The sequence below is a fragment of the Streptomyces sp. NPDC053076 genome (assembly GCF_044546845.1).
Classification (GTDB): Bacteria; Actinomycetota; Actinomycetes; order Streptomycetales; family Streptomycetaceae; genus Streptomyces.
In genome coordinates this window covers 242,900-259,074 of sequence record NZ_JBITZL010000008.1, presented here as the reverse complement: position 1 = coordinate 259,074, position 16,175 = coordinate 242,900, and the positions used below count along the sequence as shown (strand labels likewise).

Genomic DNA, 16,175 nt, shown 5'->3' with positions numbered 1-16,175 from the left:
TTGGCTTACCGCTGGCCGTGAACGGCTCACAGCTGGCCGACGTCGGTGACACGGACGATCGCACGGCCCTCGGCGTCGGAGGCCGCGAGGTCGATCTCCGCGCTGATGCCCCAGTCGTGGTCGCTGTTCGGGTCGTCGAAGATCTGGCGGACGCGCCAGACACCGTGCTCCGGCTCCTCCTTGATGACGAGGAGCTTCGGGCCCCGGGCATCGGGGCCGGTGCCCAGGTCGTCGTACTCGTCCCAGTACTTGTCCATCGCCTCGCCCCACGCGTCCGCGTCCCAGCCGGACTCGGCGTCCATCTCGCCCAGCTCCGCGACCTGGTCCAGGGCGGCCAGCTCCACACGGCGGAACATGGCGTTGCGGACCAGCACGCGGAAGGCGCGGGCGTTGGTGGTGACCGGCTTGACCTCGTCGGCCTTCTCCCGGGCCTGCTCGGCGGTCATCTCCTCCGGGTTGGCGAGCTGCTCCCACTCGTCCAACAGGCTGGAGTCCACCTGGCGCACCATCTCGCCCAGCCACTCGATCAGATCCTGCAGGTCCTCGGACTTCAGGTCGTCCGGGATGGTGTGGTCCAGGGTCTTGTAGGCGCTGGCGAGGTAGCGCAGCACGATGCCCTCGGTGCGGGCCAGCTCGTAGAAGGACACCAGCTCCGTGAAGGACATCGCCCGCTCGTACATGTCCCGGATCACCGACTTCGGCGACAGCGGGTGGTCGCCGACCCACGGGTGGCTCTTGCGGTAGGTGTTGTAGGCGTGGAAGAGCAGCTCCTCCAGCGGCTTGGGGTAGGTGATGTCCTGGAGGCGCTCCATGCGCTCCTCGTACTCGACCCCGTCCGCCTTCATCGCGGCCACGGCCTCGCCGCGCGCCTTGTTCTGCTGGGCGACGAGGATCTGCCGCGGGTCGTCCAGGGTGGACTCGACGACGGAGACCATGTCGAGGGCGTAGGACGGCGACTCGGGGTCGAGGAGTTCGAACGAGGCGAGGGCGAACGTGGACAGCGGCTGGTTCAGCGCGAAGTCCTGCTGGAGGTCGACCGTGAGCCGGACGATGCGGCCCTCGGCATCCGGTTTGTCGAGCTTCTCCACGATCCCGCCGTCCAGCAGCGAGCGGTAGATCGCGATGGCCCGGCGGATGTGCCGCAGCTGCTGCCTGCGCGGCTCGTGGTTGTCCTCCAGCAGGTGACGCATCGCCTCGAACGCGTTGCCCGGGCGGGCGATCACCGACAGCAGCATCGTGTGCGTCACCCGGAAGCGCGAGGTCAGCGGCTCCGGCTCCGACTCGATCAGCTTCTGGAAGGTGTTCTCCGTCCAGCCGACGAAGCCCTCCGGCGCCTTCTTGCGCACCACCTTGCGCCGCTTCTTCGGGTCGTCGCCCGCCTTCGCCAGCGCCTTCTCGTTCTCGATCACGTGCTCCGGCGCCTGCGCGACCACGAGCCCCGCGGTGTCGAAGCCGGCCCGGCCGGCCCGGCCCGCGATCTGGTGGAACTCACGGGCCCGCAGGGTGCGCACCCGGCTGCCGTCGTACTTGGTCAGCGCCGTGAACAGCACCGTGCGGATGGGCACGTTGACGCCCACGCCGAGCGTGTCCGTGCCACAGATGACCTTCAGCAGACCGGCCTGGGCGAGCTTCTCCACCAGGCGCCGGTATTTGGGCAGCATGCCGGCGTGGTGCACGCCGATGCCGTGCCGTACGTAGCGGGAGAGGTTGCGGCCGAACTTCGTGGTGAAGCGGAAGTTGCCGATCAGCTCGGCGATCTGGTCCTTCTCCTCACGCGAGCACATGTTGATGCTCATCAGCGCCTGCGCCCGTTCCACGGCCTGCGCCTGCGTGAAGTGCACGATGTACACCGGGGCCTGCTTGCTCTCCAGCAGCTCGGTGAGCGTCTCGGTGAGCGGCGTCAGCTTGTACTCGTAGGAGAGGGGAACCGGGCGGGTCACCGAGCGGACCACCGAGGTGGGCCGCCCGGTACGACGGGTGAGGTCCTTCTCGAAGAAGGACACATCGCCCAGAGTGGCCGACATCAGGATGAACTGCGCCTGTGGAAGCTCCAGCAGCGGGATCTGCCAGGCCCAGCCGCGGTCGCCCTCGGCGTAGAAGTGGAACTCGTCCATGACGACCTGACCGACGTCCGCGTTCTTGCCGTCACGCAGCGCGATCGAGGCCAGCACCTCGGCGGTGCAGCAGATGACGGGCGCGTCGGCGTTCACCGAGGCGTCGCCGGTGAGCATGCCGACGTTCTCGGTGCCGAAGAGCTTGCACAGCTCGAAAAACTTCTCCGACACCAGCGCCTTGATCGGAGCCGTGTAGAAGGTGACCTCGTCCCGGGCCAGCGCGGCGAAGTGCGCGCCCGCGGCGATCATGCTCTTGCCGGAGCCGGTGGGCGTCGAGACGATCACGTTCGCCCCGGAGACCACCTCGATCAGCGCCTCCTCCTGGTGCGGATAGAGGGTGAGGCCGCGTTCCTGCGCCCACGACTCGAAGGCTTCGTACAGGGCGTCGGGGTCGGCGGTCGGCGGCAGCTGATCGATGAGGGTCACGCCCCCATCTTGCCTGGCCCACCGCCCGAGCGGGGAATCGGCTACGGACATGAAGATCATGACCGCTACGCTGTGTCGCCGACGCGGCGTCAGCGCTTCGGGTCAACTGGACAGCGGCACATGAGGAATGGGGCGGAAAGCGGCCATGATGGGACCAGCACACTCACTGTCGGGGGCCGCGGCCTGGCTGGGCGTGGGCGCCGCGGCGGCGGCGGCCGGCCACCCGATGCCCTGGCCGGTCCTCCTGTCCGGGGCCCTGATCTGCGCCGGCGCCGCTCTCGCCCCGGACCTGGACCACAAGGCGGCCACCATCTCCCGGGCCTTCGGGCCGATCTCCCGCTGGATCTGCGAGATCGTGGACAAGCTGTCGTACGCCGTCTACAAGGCCACCAGGAAGCAGGGCGACCCACGCCGCTCCGGCGGGCACCGCACCCTGACGCACACCTGGCTGTGGGCGGTCATGATCGGCGCCGGCAGCTCCGCGGCGGCGATCACCGGGGGCCGTTGGGCGGTGCTGGCGATCCTGTTCGTGCACATGGTGCTCGCGATCGAGGGCCTGCTGTGGCGGGCGGCCCGGGGCTCCAGCAGCGACGTCCTGGTCTGGCTGCTTGCGGCGACCAGCGCGTGGATCCTCGCGGGAGTGCTGGACAAGCCGGGCAACGGCTCCGACTGGCTGTTCACCGCCCCCGGGCAGGAGTACCTGTGGCTGGGACTGCCGATCGTCCTGGGCGCGCTGGTGCACGACATCGGGGACGCGCTGACCGTGTCCGGCTGCCCGATCCTGTGGCCGATCCCGGTGGGGCGCAAGCGCTGGTACCCGCTGGGCCCGCCGAAGGCCATGCGGTTCCGTGCGGGCAGCTGGGTCGAGCTGAGAGTGCTGATGCCGGTGTTCATGCTGCTCGGCGGCGTGGGCTGTGCCGCGGCCCTCAACGTGATCTGACAGAGCCTGCGAGGTCATGCCGTGATCTCAGGCAGCGCACGGGGGTGGACCGTGTTGCGGGGGAGTCCTCGGTGTCCGGCGGCGGCGACCTCGCTGGATCCGGGCGACAGGCTGAGACCCCGGGATCAGGCCGGCTCGCCCCCGTCCGCCGCTCCGCCGTACCGGCGCTCGAAGCGGGCGACGCGTCCCTCGGTGTCGACCGTGCGGGCCTTGCCCGTGTAGAAGGGGTGGCTCTCCGAGGAGATCTCCACGTCGATCACCGGGTACGTCCGGCCGTCGTCCCATTCGATGGTCTGCTCGCTGCGCGCCGTGGACCGGGTCAGGAAGGCGTATCCGGCGGCGCGGTCGCGGAAGACCACGGGTTGGTAGTCGGGGTGCTTGTCCTGCTGCATGGCGGCTCCTCGTGCCGGGCGGAGGGCGGGGCGGGGACCGGATGGTCCTGCTCAGCCGGAGAGGGAGTCCTCGTCGACGATGTGCATCGCGGCCTCCTCGGCGGAGGCGGCGGCCCCGTCGATGCCGACGTCGGTGGCGACCAGGGCGGCTTCGTCGTCCTCGTGCGCGCCTTCGTCGGGGGCCACCAGCCGGCCGGAGCGGAAGTTGCCGACCTCGTTGTCCAGAAGTTCCCCGTCGGTGCCGTCGCAGTCGCCGATGTCGTCGCCGTCGGGCGCGGCAGGATCGGGCTGCTCCTCCGCGAGCCGTTGGTCGAGAGTCTCGCCCGCCTTGCGTTCGGCCGCGGTCACGCCGGTGTGTTCGACCGCCCACGGTCGCTCGGGAGGGGACCAGCCGCGGTCGAGGGGGTCGGCGACGCCGTCGAAGTCCAATGTGTCCTCGACGTCGAGCACCCCCGAGTCCTCCCGGATCTCCGAGGGATCGGGCTGGTAGACGTCGTCCCCCCAGCCGTCGGCGCTGTCCACGACTACCTCCAGATGGTGAGGACGGCCGGATGCCACCCCAGCGGGTGGCGGGCCGCCGGCGGGCACGGCACGGGGTCACACGCCGTGAGCCGCGTGGTTCCCGGGTGCGCCTCGAACCGGTGCCGCCGCTTTCCAGCCTTCCACCCCTGCTCGGCACCGCGCAACGGCACGGCTGCCGGAAGGCGCCCGCACCCCCGCGCAGTCGCCGGACGGGACATGCCGGGCCCCGGCGCGCGGCGGCCCGACGGCCGTGCGACCCGGTTCCCGGCGGCCCCACAGCGGGCGCGCCTATCGTGCCTACGAGGGCACGCTTCCCGTGCCGCGAGGGATGTGCTCTTCGTGCCCGCGAGGGCGCGCTCGCCGCGCCCCCGGAAGGCCCTTCGCCGTCGGTGGCGTCGCCCGCCCCGGGAGGCCCCGCCGCCGTCGGTGGCGTCGCCCGCGCTCACAGGGGAGGGGCGGCACCTCATGGGCACCGCCCCTCAAGGGAGGCGCTCAGCCGTGCCAGGACCGCCACAGCGCCGCGTACGCCCCCTCCGCCGCCACCAGCTCGTCGTGGCTGCCCAGCTCGCTGATCCGGCCGTTTTCCACGACGGCGATCACGTCGGCGTCATGCGCGGTGTGCAGACGGTGGGCGATGGCCACCACGGTGCGGCCCTCGAGCACCCGCGCCAGGGAGCGTTCAAGATGGCGGGCCGCGCGCGGGTCGAGCAGCGAGGTCGCCTCGTCCAGGACCAGCGTGTGCGGATCGGCCAGCACCAGCCGGGCCAGCGCGATCTGCTGGGCCTGCGCCGGGGTCAGCGCAAGGCCGCCGGAACCCACCTCGGTGTCCAGGCCGTCGTCCAGCGCCCGCGCCCACCCTTCCGCGTCGACCGCGCCCAGGGCCGCCCACAGCTCGGCGTCGTGATGTCCGACCGGGGTCTCACCGGCCGAGCGGAGCCGGGAGTGGGGGAGGGCCAGCAGGAGGTTGTCGCGCAGGGAGCCCACGAAGACGTGGTGCTCCTGGTTGACGAGGGCGACGTGCGAGCGGACGCGTTCCGCGGGCATCCGGGACAGCTCCGCCCCGCCCAGGGTGATCCGGCCGTCCCGGGGGGCGTAGATCCCGGCCAGCAGCCGGCCCAGGGTGGACTTGCCCGCCCCGGACGGACCGACCAGGGCGAGCCGAGTGCCCGGCGCGACCTCCAGGGAGACCCTGCGCAGCACGTCGACGCCCTCCCGGTAGCCGAAGTGCACCCGGTCGGCGTGCACGGCCCGGCCGTCGGGGGCCAGCGCGGCGTCCCCGGCATCCGGCTCGATGTCCCGCACACCGACCAGGCGGGCCAGCGACACCTGGGCGACCTGCACCTCGTCGTACCAGCGCAGGATCAGGTTCACCGGATCGACGAGCATCTGCGCGACGAGCGCGCCGGTGGTCAGCTGGCCCACGTCGATCCAGCCGTGCAGGACGAACACCCCGCCGACCATCAGCACCGAGCCGAGCACCAGCAGGTGGACGGCGTTGATGACCGGGAAGAGCACGGAGCGGAGCCAGAGCGTGTAGCGCTCCCATGCCGTCCATTCCTTGATCCGCCGCTCCGACAGGGCCACGCGGCGGGTGCCGAGGCGGTGTGCCTCGACGGTGTGGCCGGCGTCCACGGTCTCGGCGAGCGCGGCGGCCACGGCGGCGTACCCGGCGGCTTCCGAGCGGTAGCCGGACGGCGCCCGCTTGAAGTACCAGCGGCAGCCGAGCACCAGGACCGGCACGGCGAGCAGCACCGCGGCGGCCAGCGGCGGAGCCGTCACGACCAGCCCGCCGAGCAGCAGCAGGGCCCACACGACACCGATGGCCAGCTGCGGCACGGCCTCGCGCATGGCGTTGGCCAGCCGGTCGACGTCGGTGGTGATACGGGAGAGCAGGTCACCCGTGCCCGCCCGCTCCAGCACGCCCGGCGGCAGCCCGACGGACCGCACGAGGAAGTCCTCGCGCAGGTCGGCCAGCATCCGCTCACCGAGCATCGCGCCCCGCAGCCGTACCTGCCGGACGAACACCGATTGCACGGCGAGCGCGAGGACGAACAGCCCGGCGGTCAGGCCCAGATGAAGCTCCTCGGCCTTGTCCGACACCCGCTCGACGAGACCGCCGAGCAGGTACGGGCCCACCATGGAGGCGATCACGGCCACCGTGTTGACGGCGATGAGCAGCAGGAAGGCGCGCCGGTGCCGGCGGAACAGCTCGGCGACGTAGGCGCGCACGGTCGCCGTGGCGCCGACGGGGAGGGTGGTGGCGGTCGTCGGGGCCGCCGGGTCGTACGCCGGTGGCGCAACGCCGATCATGCGCTCTCCTCGATCTCTTCCAGCTCCTGGAGCGCGTCCAGCAGCATGCCTTCGTCGGCCGCGGCCAGTTCCTCGTCGGTCTCCCGGGTCACCACCGCCCGGTACCGCGGCTCACCTTCGACCAGTTCGCGGTGCACGCCGATCGCCACGACCTCGCCCTCGTGCAACAGGGCGACCCGGTCCGCGCGGTCCAGCAGCAGCGGCGATGAGGTGAACACCACCGTGGTCCGCCCCGAGCGCAGCCGACGCAGCCCGTCCGCGATCCTGGCCTCGGTGTGCGAGTCGACCGCGGAGGTCGGCTCGTCCAGCACCAGCACCTCCGGATCGGTGATCAGCGACCTGGCGAGGGCAAGCCGTTGCCGCTGCCCGCCGGACAGGGAGCGTCCGCGCTCGGTGATGCGGGCGTCCATCGGATCGGCCGCGTCGAGCGACCCCTGCACCAGCGCGTCCAGCACGTCGTCGCACTGCGCCGCCGCCAGCGCGTCCGCGGCCCGCACGGCACCGGAGGAGGGCACGTCGAGCAGGTCGCGCAGCGTGCCGGACAACAGCACCGGGTCCTTGTCCTGGACCAGGACGGCGGTCCGGGCGCTGTCGAGAGGGAGTTCGTCCAGGGGTACCGCGCCGAGCAGCACCGACCGGCCCGGTTCCGCTGGATGGCCGCCCAGCCGCTCGGCGAGCCTGCCCGCCGCGTCCGGATCACCGCACACCACGGCGGTGAAGCGGCCGGCGGGAGCGAGCAGACCGGTCTCGGGGTCGTACAGGTCGCCGCCCGGCATCTCGGCCTCGCGGGTGCCGTCGGTGGCCGTGGACCGCTCCAGCGACAGCACGCGCGCGGCACGTCTGGCCGACGGGCGGGAGAAGGAGTACGCCATGGCGATCTCCTCGAAGTGGCGGAGCGGGTAGTTGAGGACCATGACCGCGCTGTAGACGGTCACGAGTTCGCCGACCGTGATCCGGCCCTGACGGGCCAGCCCGATGCCGTGCCAGACGACGGCGATCAGCAGGAGTCCGGGCAGCAGCACCTGGACGGCGGCGATCAGCGACCACATCCGGGCGCTGCGCACGGCGGCGTGCCGCACCTCCTGAGAGGCACGCCGGTAGCGGTCGAGGAACAGCTCCTCGCCGCCGATACCGCGCAGCACCCGCAGTCCGGCGACGGTGTCCGAGGCCAGCTCGGTGGCCCGGCCCGCCTTCTCGCGCTGCACGTCGGCGCGGCGCGTCGCCCGGGGCAGCAGGGGCAGCACGGCCACCGCCACGACGGGCAGGCCCACGGCGACGACGACACCGAGGGCGGGCTGGTACACGACCAGGCCGGCGCCGACGACCACGACCGTCAGCGCGGCGGCGGTGAACCGGGAGACGGCCTCGACGAACCAGCCGATCTTCTCCACATCGCCGGTGGAGACGGACACCACCTCACCGGCGGCCACCCGGCGGGTCAGGCCGGAGCCCAACTGGGCGGCCTTGCGCGCAAGCAGTTGCTGGACGCGGGCGGCGGCGGTGATCCAGTTGGTGACGGCGGTCCGGTGCAGGAAGGTGTCGCCGACGGCGATGCCCGTTCCGCAGAACAGCATCAGAGCACCCGTCAGGGCGAGCCGGGTGCCGGAGCGGTCGACGGCCGCCTGCACGGCGAGGCCGACGCAGAAGGGCAGGGCGGAGACGGAGACGAAGTGGAGCAGGCCCCAGGCGAGCGACTTCAGCTGGCCGCCCAGCTGATTGCGCCAGAGCCACCACAGGAATCGGGGACCCGAACCTGCGTCGGGCACGCCCGGATCGGGATACGGAAGGTCTTGAATCTGCATGACGTCCCAGTGGCTCGTGTCAGGGGAGGGCGAGGAACGGAGGTCAGGGGAGGGAGCGGAAAGCCGCAGGGAGCGGCAACAAGCCGTGAAAGGTTCGCGTCGCAGAGCGGTGAATTTCAAACAGTTTTCCTCGGCGCCCGCCCAGATCCGCCGACTTCCGGCCACGGTCCCCGTCGCCCCGAGGTCTGGTGGTCCGTCAAGCACCGAGCAGTCGTATCACCCGGAGCGGTGATGGCCCGGAAGATTCCCTGATCGGCCGGTTCCTGATGACAGCCTTGGCGGGTGCGGCAAGAAAGCCTGCGGCGCTCGACGGTCGTGGCGGCGGCCTGCGGCGCCCTTCTCCTGGTCCTCTCCGCGTGCGTCACCACCGTTCCCGGACCTGACCGGAACCGGCCTCGCGGCGCGCAGGCTGAGCACGGCCGGGCCGGCCCGACTGCCACCGTGTCGTCCGCCCCCACGGCCGACCCGACCCGTGTCCCGGGCGTCGGCGACCGCCTGTACCGGCGGATCCCCGCCGACTCCCGCCAGGTCGTCGCCGTGTACGGCGAGGACCGGGACGCGGCCGGCTCCAGGGTCGTGCTGTACACCCGGCGGGACGCGCACTGGCGCGCGGTGGGCAGTTGGCCCGCCCACAACGGGCGCAACGGCTGGACCACGGACCACCACGAGGGCGACGGGCGCACCCCGGTCGGCGTGTTCAGCCTCACCGACGCGGGCGGGGTGCTCGCCGACCCGGGCACCCGGCTGCCCTACGACCGGAACGAGGGCGCCTACGCGCCTCCAGCGGGCTGGGACGAGGCCCACCAGCACGATTTCGACTACGTCATCGCCATCGACTACAACCGTCTCAAGGGCACCCCGCCGCGCGACGCCACACGCCCCTGGGGTGCGGACAGGGGCGGCGGCATCTGGTTGCACAGGGACCACGGCAGTGGCACCTCGGCCTGCGTCAGCGTCTCCGAGAACGCCATGCGCTTCCTGCTGCGCACGCTCGACCCGGCCGGCGACCCTGTCGTGGTGATGGGGGACAGGGCGACCCTCACGGCCTGACGACGGCACCGCACCACCACTCGTTCGTCCGGCTACCGGCTACCGGCTACCGGCTACCGGCTACCGGTACCGGCCCCCCGGCAGCCGGGAGTCGGTACCGTATGTGCGAGCCGTTCCGGTGGCCCCGAGCCCCGGCCCAAGCCGTTCCGACAGCCACCAGCCCTTCCGATGGCCGCGAGCGGTTCCGCCCGCCGCCACCAGCCGTTCCGCCGGCCACCAGCCCTTCCGGTGGCCCCGAGCCGTTCCGGCTGCCCGCCGCGTCAGCGCTCGGCCGGTTGAGCAGTCTCTCCTTGGGGTCCTGCCGCGGCGGCGGACGAGTCCACCACGTCCACGTCGCTCGCCCGGACGTACGCGAGGCGGTGGCCCAACTGGATCTCGTAGTACTTCTCCCGGCCCCACACCACCGGGTTGGGCGTGTCGCTGAATGACTTGGCGGTGTAGGAACTGCCGACGCCGGACTGCGTCACGTACCGCTGGCCCGCCTGGAAGCTGTACGGCAGCGGTGAATCGGTCGGCTCCTCCATGTCGTCCGGGTAGGCGTCCTCCTCGGGCAGCGCACGTCCGTACACCGGGACCTCGTCCAGCCCTTCCTTCGGTGTGACCATGTGCCCGGCCGCTCCGACGGCGGTCGGGTGGGCCTTGGGATTCTTGAACCACGCCTTCCGTCCCTGGAACCAGATCGCCGTCCAGTCGCCGCTGCGGTCGGCGACGGCGAAGGTCTGACCGGCCGAGACGCGCGATCCCAGATCGTTGACATCCTCGGTGGAGTCGTCGCCGTCCGGCTTCCGGCCCGGGTCCTGGATCAGCGGGGCGTTCTCACGCGGTTCGGTGTACAGACGGACGGCGCTGGAGCCGTGCGGCCGACACGGTGAACCGGCGGGGGCGCAGCCCGTGAACCGCGGCTGGTTCGTGGCGTAGTCCGGCAGGATGGTCACCATGTCGCTGTCGGGTCCGGCCGTGGCCCGCAGCGGCGCGCCGAGAAGATCGAAGTAGTGCCGCCAGTCCCAGAAGGGGCCGGGGTCGTCGTGCATGTCGGGGATGGAGTCGGCGGTCGGGGCCGGCACGTTGTCATGGCCGAAGATGTGCTGCCGGTCGAGCGGGATGGCGTACTTCTTCGCCAGGAACCGCACCAGACGGGCCGAGGTCTGGTACATCCGCTCCGTGAACCAGGTACCGGGCTGCGTGAGGAAGCCCTCGTGTTCGATGCCGATCGAGCGGGCGTTCACGAACTGGCTTCCGGAGTGCCAGGCTTCGTCCTTGGTCCGGACGTGCTGGGTGACGTGGCCGTCGCTGGAGCGGATCGAGTAGTGCCAGGACGCCTCCGTCGGATCCTGCACCGTCTGGAACATGCTCGCCAGCTCCGCCTCCGTGTCATGGATGACGATGTACTCGATCGGCTGGTCCCTGGGCCGGTCGGCCAGATCGTGGTTGCCGTACGTGCTGTCCTCGCTCTCGTCGAGGTCGTCGATCTCCTCGTACGGCGCGCCGAGCCAGTCACAGGCCAGTTCCGCGGGGCACTCGACCTCCTTCGGCCGTTGGGGGCCCTGGGGGACGGGGGCGCGGTGGTGCGGCTGCACCCCGGGGGTGGCGGGGAGGGAGACATCCTGCCCTTCGGCCGTGGTGCGGTGCGCGCCCTGACGGATCACGGTGAAGACGTCGGCGGCGTACGACGCGGCTGACGCGACGTCACGGGTGCCGGGGAAGCGCGCCACCGCCTCCCACCAGTCCGCCGGGTCGGAGCTGAGGGGCTTGCCGAGCCGGGTCTGAGTGGCCGCCAGGAGGGCCGCGCCACCGCGCACGTTGGCGACGGCGTCCGTCCGCAGCCGTCCGGCCGGGACCTGGATCAGCCGTGCCGCGTGCTGCAGATCCGCGGGCTGCACGGCGTGGCCGGCCGAGGCACCCGCGGTGTCCCCGGCGGACGGTCCCGCGGCCCCCGTGCTCGGCCGCGCGTGCACGCCGTCCGGCGTCTGCGGGTCGGCCGGCGGTACCGAGGACGGTACGAGGCCGGTGTCCAGCAGGTGCATCGGCCCGAAGCCGCCCGAGACGCTGGGCGCGCCCGGGTGTGAGTCCCAGCGTGACTGCATGTACGCGACGCTCATGAGCACACTGCGCGGTACCTGGAACTCGCGCGCGGCATCGGTGAAGGCGTTTTGCAGACGCCGGTCGGACGGATCGTCGGTGCCGGACATAGGCAGGATCAGCAGCGGTGGCAACAGGGCCGCCCCCGCGATCACACAAGCCGTACGGCGGCATCTCCGGATGGCCCTGGGGACGTATGCAGAAACATTTCTTCTCATCGCAGAGGCTCTCCCAACCACGCTCGTTCGCAACCAGGGCAAAGGAGCTGCCCGCCGTGCCACCCCACGTACGTTTCCGTGCCCCGAGCGCTGTGTCGTGGCGAGCGTCACCTCGGTGGACCAGCCGCCCCGCAGAGGCCACCCGGTCGGCGGCAGTGACCCCGCTGCCCGGGGCAACCAAACACGGTCGCGGGCCGGCTCAGTCCTCGACCGGATCCACCTGCCAGTCGGGGTGCCCCGGCATGGGCGGGGTGTGCGCGCCGTACAACCACGCCGTCAGGAAGGGCTTCAGGTCCTCGCCCGCGATCCGGGACGCGAGTGCGACGAAGTCCCTGGTACCGGCCGCGCGGCCCCGGTAGGCGGTCACCCAGGCGCGCTCGATCCTGCCGAAGGTCTCCTCGCCGACCTTCTCCCGCAGCGCGAACAGCACCAGTGCCGAGCCGTCGTACCGCATCACCTTGAACAGCGTCGCCTCGGTGGGTTCGGCCGGAGCTCCCTCGTCGTGCCGCCACTGATCGTGCTGTTCGTACGCCGCCCGCATCGCGGACTCCAGGCTCACGCCGCCGTGCTCGTCGGAGTACAGGCGTTCGTAGAAACGGGCGTGACCCTCGCTCAGCCACAGGTCGGACCAACGCCGGATGGCGACGCTGTCACCCGTCCAATGGTGGGTCAGCTCGTGGACGAGATTGCGTTCGGCGTCGACCCGGTCGCCCAGCAGGTCGTCCCGCGGCACGACGGACAGCGACTGGGTCTCCAGTGCCACCGGCAGGTCGGTGTCCCCGACCAGTACTCCGTAGCGGCGGAACGGGTACGGGCCGAGCCGCTGCTCCAGCCAGGCCAGGTGCTCCGGAGTCAGCGAACGGTACTCCTCGGTGTCCTCGACCAGGCCGTCCGCAACCGCGTCCCGGACGGGCAGCCCTCGCGGGCCTCGGCTGTCGACGAACGTGAACTTCCCGATCGCCATCTGGACCAGCTGCGCGGCGATCGGCTGCTCGGAGTCGTACGTCCACCGGACGCGACCGTCGGGGCGCCGCACGGTGCCGACCAGCCGGCCGTTGGCGACGGCGCTCAGGCCGGGAGGGGTGGTGATCCGGAACGTGATGGGTGCCCGCAGGCTCGGGTGGTCGTTCGCCGGGAAGATCATTCTGGCGCCGTCGGGCTGCGCGCAGACCACGGTGCCGTCGGACGTCGGCACCCAGCCGTAGTCCTGGATCGCGTCGTCGCGGTGGCGTCCCTGCGTAGGGTCGGCGGTGTAGGCGACCCGGACGGTGAACGTGCGGCCGCGCGGGATCGGCTTCGCGGGAGTGACGACGAGTTCGTCGCCGTCGCGTCGGACGGTGGCCGGTGCGCCGTCGACGGTGACGTGGTGCAGCGCGTTGCCCGCGAAGTCGAGGTCGAAGCGGGACAGCGCCTGCGTCGCCGTGGCGCTGATGGTGGCACCGGCCTCGAAGGGCGTCCGTGGCGCCTGCCAGTCGAAGTCGAGCGCGTAACGGCGGACCGTGTAGCCGCCGTTGCCGGCGAGCGGCATGAGGGGGTCGCCGATGCCCGGTGCGCCGGGGGAGGGGGCCGGTCCGGCGGAGGCGCCGGGGGCGGGGGTGCCGTGGCCCGGACGCGGGCCGCCACCGCCGAACAGGGCGTCACCGGTGAGTACGGCGGCTCCCGTGAGGGCGACGGCCCCGGTGGCCGTGAGGAGGAGCGCCGTGCGACGCGCGCGCAGGACAGGTCGGTGGCCTCCCTCCCCGGGCTCGGGCCGCGTGAACGGCGCCTTCACCGGAGAAGCCTGGGGGTGGCGCGGGGCCGGGGGGCCGTGTTTGCGGCCGTGGGCCCCGCTGGACTGCCGACAGTCATGATCTCCATGTCGGCACTATGCCAGTTAGATGTGCTTATATCACTTAATGTCCCTTCGTTGGGTGTCCGAGCGGGGCCGCATGACGGCCGACCTCATCGCGCCGATCTGCCGAGGCGTCATTGCGGGGCGGCCCGTCTCCCCGTAGAACACGGGCCATGAGAAGACGGTTAGTCATGTCCATGCTTGCCGGGGCGACCCTTCTGGTGAGCACGCTCTTCGGCACGGGTGTCTCGACCGCGCAAGCGGCCGTCGTGCCCGCCGAGTTCGGCTCCGACTGGCACGACCCGATGACCGCGGCCCCGCCCGTCGACCGGCCGCACACCCACTCGTGCCAGGTCACCCTCGCCGACGCCCGGTTCCGCGACTTCACGCCCTACCGCGGCGGCTACACGCCTCCCCGGGGCTGCGGTGACCGCTGGAACAAGGTCGTCCTGCGCCTCGACGGCAAGGTGAAGGGTCGTCAGTACGACCGGCTCGGCTATCTCCACGTCGGCGGCGTCGAGATCCTGCGCACCTCCACCCCGGAACCCTCGCCCGACGGCATCGAGTGGCATGTCGAGAAGGACGTCACCCGCTACAGCGACATCTTCCGCGGGGCGCGGGACGTCGAGATGCTGATCGGCAACGTGGTGGACGACACCTACACCGGTGTCATCGACGTACACGTCACCCTGACGTTCTACGCGGGTCGCCCCAAGACGCCCGCTCCCGACCGTGTGCTCCCCCTCGCCGACACGGCGGCCGGCACGACGCTCACCACCCCGCGCAACAGTGAACGGATCGTCGCCGAGGTGTACGCAACCGGTTCGGGCGGCGGCTGCGAGGAGTTCTGGTACCTGACCGTGGCCGACCCGGCGCCGTACTCGTGCAAGGCCGACCGTGGACCGTACCGCGAGGTGCAGATCAGCGTCGACGGCAAGCTCGCCGGCATCGCGGCACCGTTCCCCGACGTCTGGACGGGCGGCTGGTCCAACCCCTTCCTCTGGTACGTCGTCCCGGCCCCGCGCGCCTTCGACGTGCAGCCCCTCGAGTACGACCTCACGCCCTTCGCCGGCCTCCTCAACGACGGCCGCCCGCACCGCGTCGAGGTGTCCGTGGTGGGCGTGCCCGCGGGACAGCCGGGCTGGAGCACCCCGGTGAACGTACTGGTCTGGCGGGACGCCCACCGGGCCCACGTCCCCGGCGCGCTCATCGGGGACACGGCGACCGACCTCGCCAACTCCTCGGCGTACACGCCTGGTTCCGAGAACCGGGTGCACACCGAGGCCGGGCACCGGCTCACCGTCTCCGGATACCTGGACACCTCGCACGGGCGCGTGACCACCACCGTCACCCGGACGCTCGCCAACACCTCGGTGCACCACTGGACCGACGGCGAGGGCACGGACGGACTCGACGCGACCTGGACCGACGACGAGACCGTCACCGTCACCGGACGAGCCGGAGTGGGAGCCGGAGCCGGAGCCGGGGCTGGACGCGGAGCGGCAGTTGGAGCCGGACGCGGCCCCGGCCCGGGAGCCGGAGCCGGACGCGGACCCGCGCGGGCGACGCACACGCACCGGACCTACACCATGAACGGCGCTACCACCCTCGGGGCGGACAACCGGCTGCGTACCGTGCTGACCCTCGGCGACCGGGCGTCGGTCATCGCGCGCGAGAGCGGCCGGCGCACCTCGTGGTCGCGGCTGGACGACACCTACAGCGGCGACGCCGCGTACACCGTCGACGTCCCGCGTGACCAGCGGCACGCCGTCGGTACGTCGTCCGAGCGTTACCGTCTCCTCGGCCCGGACGGCTGCCACGACCGGTCGCTGACCACGGTGCAGGGCACGCTGACGGAGGACCGCAGCCGCTGCTGACCTGAGGCGATACCGGACGGGCTCGTGCGGCGAGAGGTGACCGGGCCGGTCGCCCGACGGCCCCGCTCACCCTCCGGAGCGGGGCCGGCGCCGTTCAGCAGCGCTGGGCGGCGTCCCCGTCGATCAGCGTGTCCAGCAGGACGCCGAGCACCTGACGCTCCTTCTCCGTCAGCGGCGCCAGTATCTCCTCGGCCGCCGAGCGCCGGGCGCCGCGCAGTTCGCCCAGGGTCGACCGTCCCTCGTCCGTCAGCTCGATCCGGGTCACACGCCGGTTCGCGGGGTCCGGTGCCCGCCGCACCTTGCCACTCGCCTCCAGCCCGTCGACCAGCGTCGTCACCGCTCGGGGCACCACCTCCAGGCGCTCGGCGAGGTCGGCCATGCGCGGAGGTGAGGCGTAGTGCGCGAGGGTGCGCAGCAGCCGGGACTGCGCCGGTGTCACGCCCAGGTCGCGCTGTTCCAGATGGCGTTTCTGGATGCGGTGCACCCGGCGGGTGAGCCGTAGCAATTGCTCGGCGAGCAGTCCGTCGGGATCGGCGGTGGTCATGCGGGAACAATATCAGGATGCCGTTCATTGTGAGTATAGGTAACAATGACCTGTGGTCCGTCAGTCATCG

General features: G+C 71.7%; 11 protein-coding genes. 3 read left to right on the top strand and 8 right to left on the bottom strand.

Going from position 1 to position 16,175, the window contains the following annotated elements:
• Positions 1-26: 26 nt before the first annotated feature.
• Positions 27-2,540, bottom strand: a complete 2,514-nt coding sequence (locus tag ACIGYR_RS29660; protein ID WP_399605074.1) for a DEAD/DEAH box helicase — start codon at positions 2,538-2,540, stop codon at positions 27-29.
• 145 nt (positions 2,541-2,685) lie between these two features.
• On the opposite strand from ACIGYR_RS29660, the gene ACIGYR_RS29655 reads away from it, so the two are divergent.
• Positions 2,686-3,480 carry a metal-dependent hydrolase gene (locus ACIGYR_RS29655; RefSeq protein WP_399605076.1) on the top strand — a complete coding sequence of 265 codons (795 nt, stop codon included), beginning with the start codon at positions 2,686-2,688 and terminating at the stop codon, positions 3,478-3,480.
• Between the two features lie 125 nt (positions 3,481-3,605).
• Here the strand turns inward: ACIGYR_RS29655 and ACIGYR_RS29650 are convergent, their stop codons facing one another.
• From ACIGYR_RS29650 to ACIGYR_RS29635, 4 genes are all read right to left on the bottom strand, one after another.
• Complete coding sequence (locus ACIGYR_RS29650) at positions 3,606-3,872, bottom strand: type B 50S ribosomal protein L31 (RefSeq protein ID WP_391843558.1); 267 nt, start codon at positions 3,870-3,872, stop codon at positions 3,606-3,608.
• A gap of 51 nt (positions 3,873-3,923) precedes the next feature.
• A complete protein-coding gene (locus ACIGYR_RS29645; RefSeq protein WP_399605078.1) occupies positions 3,924-4,394 on the bottom strand; it encodes a DUF5709 domain-containing protein in 471 nt (156 codons plus the stop codon).
• A 492-nt stretch (positions 4,395-4,886) separates the two neighbouring features.
• Positions 4,887-6,704, bottom strand: coding sequence for an ABC transporter ATP-binding protein (locus ACIGYR_RS29640; RefSeq protein ID WP_399605080.1), 1,818 nt, complete (start codon positions 6,702-6,704; stop codon positions 4,887-4,889).
• Entirely contained in the window at positions 6,701-8,506 is a 1,806-nt protein-coding gene (locus ACIGYR_RS29635; RefSeq protein WP_399605082.1) for an ABC transporter transmembrane domain-containing protein, read from the bottom strand. The genes ACIGYR_RS29640 and ACIGYR_RS29635 overlap by 4 nt, the downstream gene beginning before the upstream one ends.
• 441 nt (positions 8,507-8,947) lie before the next feature.
• Here ACIGYR_RS29635 and ACIGYR_RS29630 point away from each other — a divergent pair, with 441 nt between their 5' ends.
• On the top strand, positions 8,948-9,556 hold the full coding sequence (locus ACIGYR_RS29630) for a L,D-transpeptidase family protein (protein WP_399605084.1): 609 nt from the start codon (positions 8,948-8,950) through the stop codon (positions 9,554-9,556).
• Positions 9,557-9,816: 260 nt separating this feature from the next.
• Here ACIGYR_RS29630 and ACIGYR_RS29625 read toward each other — a convergent pair whose 3' ends face one another.
• Positions 9,817-11,745: an N-acetylmuramoyl-L-alanine amidase gene (locus ACIGYR_RS29625; protein WP_399605086.1), complete on the bottom strand. Its 1,929-nt coding sequence runs from the start codon at positions 11,743-11,745 to the stop codon at positions 9,817-9,819.
• 307 nt (positions 11,746-12,052) lie between these two features.
• Positions 12,053-13,624, bottom strand: a complete 1,572-nt coding sequence (locus ACIGYR_RS29620; protein WP_399605088.1) for a M1 family metallopeptidase — start codon at positions 13,622-13,624, stop codon at positions 12,053-12,055.
• A 233-nt stretch (positions 13,625-13,857) separates the two neighbouring features.
• Here ACIGYR_RS29620 and ACIGYR_RS29615 point away from each other — a divergent pair, with 233 nt between their 5' ends.
• Positions 13,858-15,561 (top strand): peptide-N4-asparagine amidase, encoded by a 1,704-nt coding sequence (locus ACIGYR_RS29615; RefSeq protein WP_399605090.1) that lies wholly within the window; start codon positions 13,858-13,860, stop codon positions 15,559-15,561.
• A gap of 94 nt (positions 15,562-15,655) precedes the next feature.
• On the opposite strand, the gene ACIGYR_RS29610 is transcribed toward ACIGYR_RS29615, so the two are convergent.
• Entirely contained in the window at positions 15,656-16,105 is a 450-nt protein-coding gene (locus ACIGYR_RS29610) for a MarR family winged helix-turn-helix transcriptional regulator (RefSeq protein ID WP_391843573.1), read from the bottom strand.
• Positions 16,106-16,175 lie beyond the last annotated feature (70 nt).

What these genes read in the sequence shown, in the direction of transcription:
- ACIGYR_RS29655 (WP_399605076.1), top strand. Translation starts at nt 2,686, where the DNA reads ATGATGGGACCAGCACACTCACTGTCGGGGGCCGCGGCCTGGCTGGGC.
- ACIGYR_RS29650 (WP_391843558.1), bottom strand. Translation starts at nt 3,872, where the DNA reads ATGCAGCAGGACAAGCACCCCGACTACCAACCCGTGGTCTTCCGCGAC.
- ACIGYR_RS29640 (WP_399605080.1), bottom strand. Translation starts at nt 6,704, where the DNA reads ATGATCGGCGTTGCGCCACCGGCGTACGACCCGGCGGCCCCGACGACC.
- ACIGYR_RS29635 (WP_399605082.1), bottom strand. Translation starts at nt 8,506, where the DNA reads ATGCAGATTCAAGACCTTCCGTATCCCGATCCGGGCGTGCCCGACGCA.
- ACIGYR_RS29625 (WP_399605086.1), bottom strand. Translation starts at nt 11,745, where the DNA reads ATGTCCGGCACCGACGATCCGTCCGACCGGCGTCTGCAAAACGCCTTC.
- ACIGYR_RS29615 (WP_399605090.1), top strand. Translation starts at nt 13,858, where the DNA reads ATGAGAAGACGGTTAGTCATGTCCATGCTTGCCGGGGCGACCCTTCTG.
- ACIGYR_RS29610 (WP_391843573.1), bottom strand. Translation starts at nt 16,105, where the DNA reads ATGACCACCGCCGATCCCGACGGACTGCTCGCCGAGCAATTGCTACGG.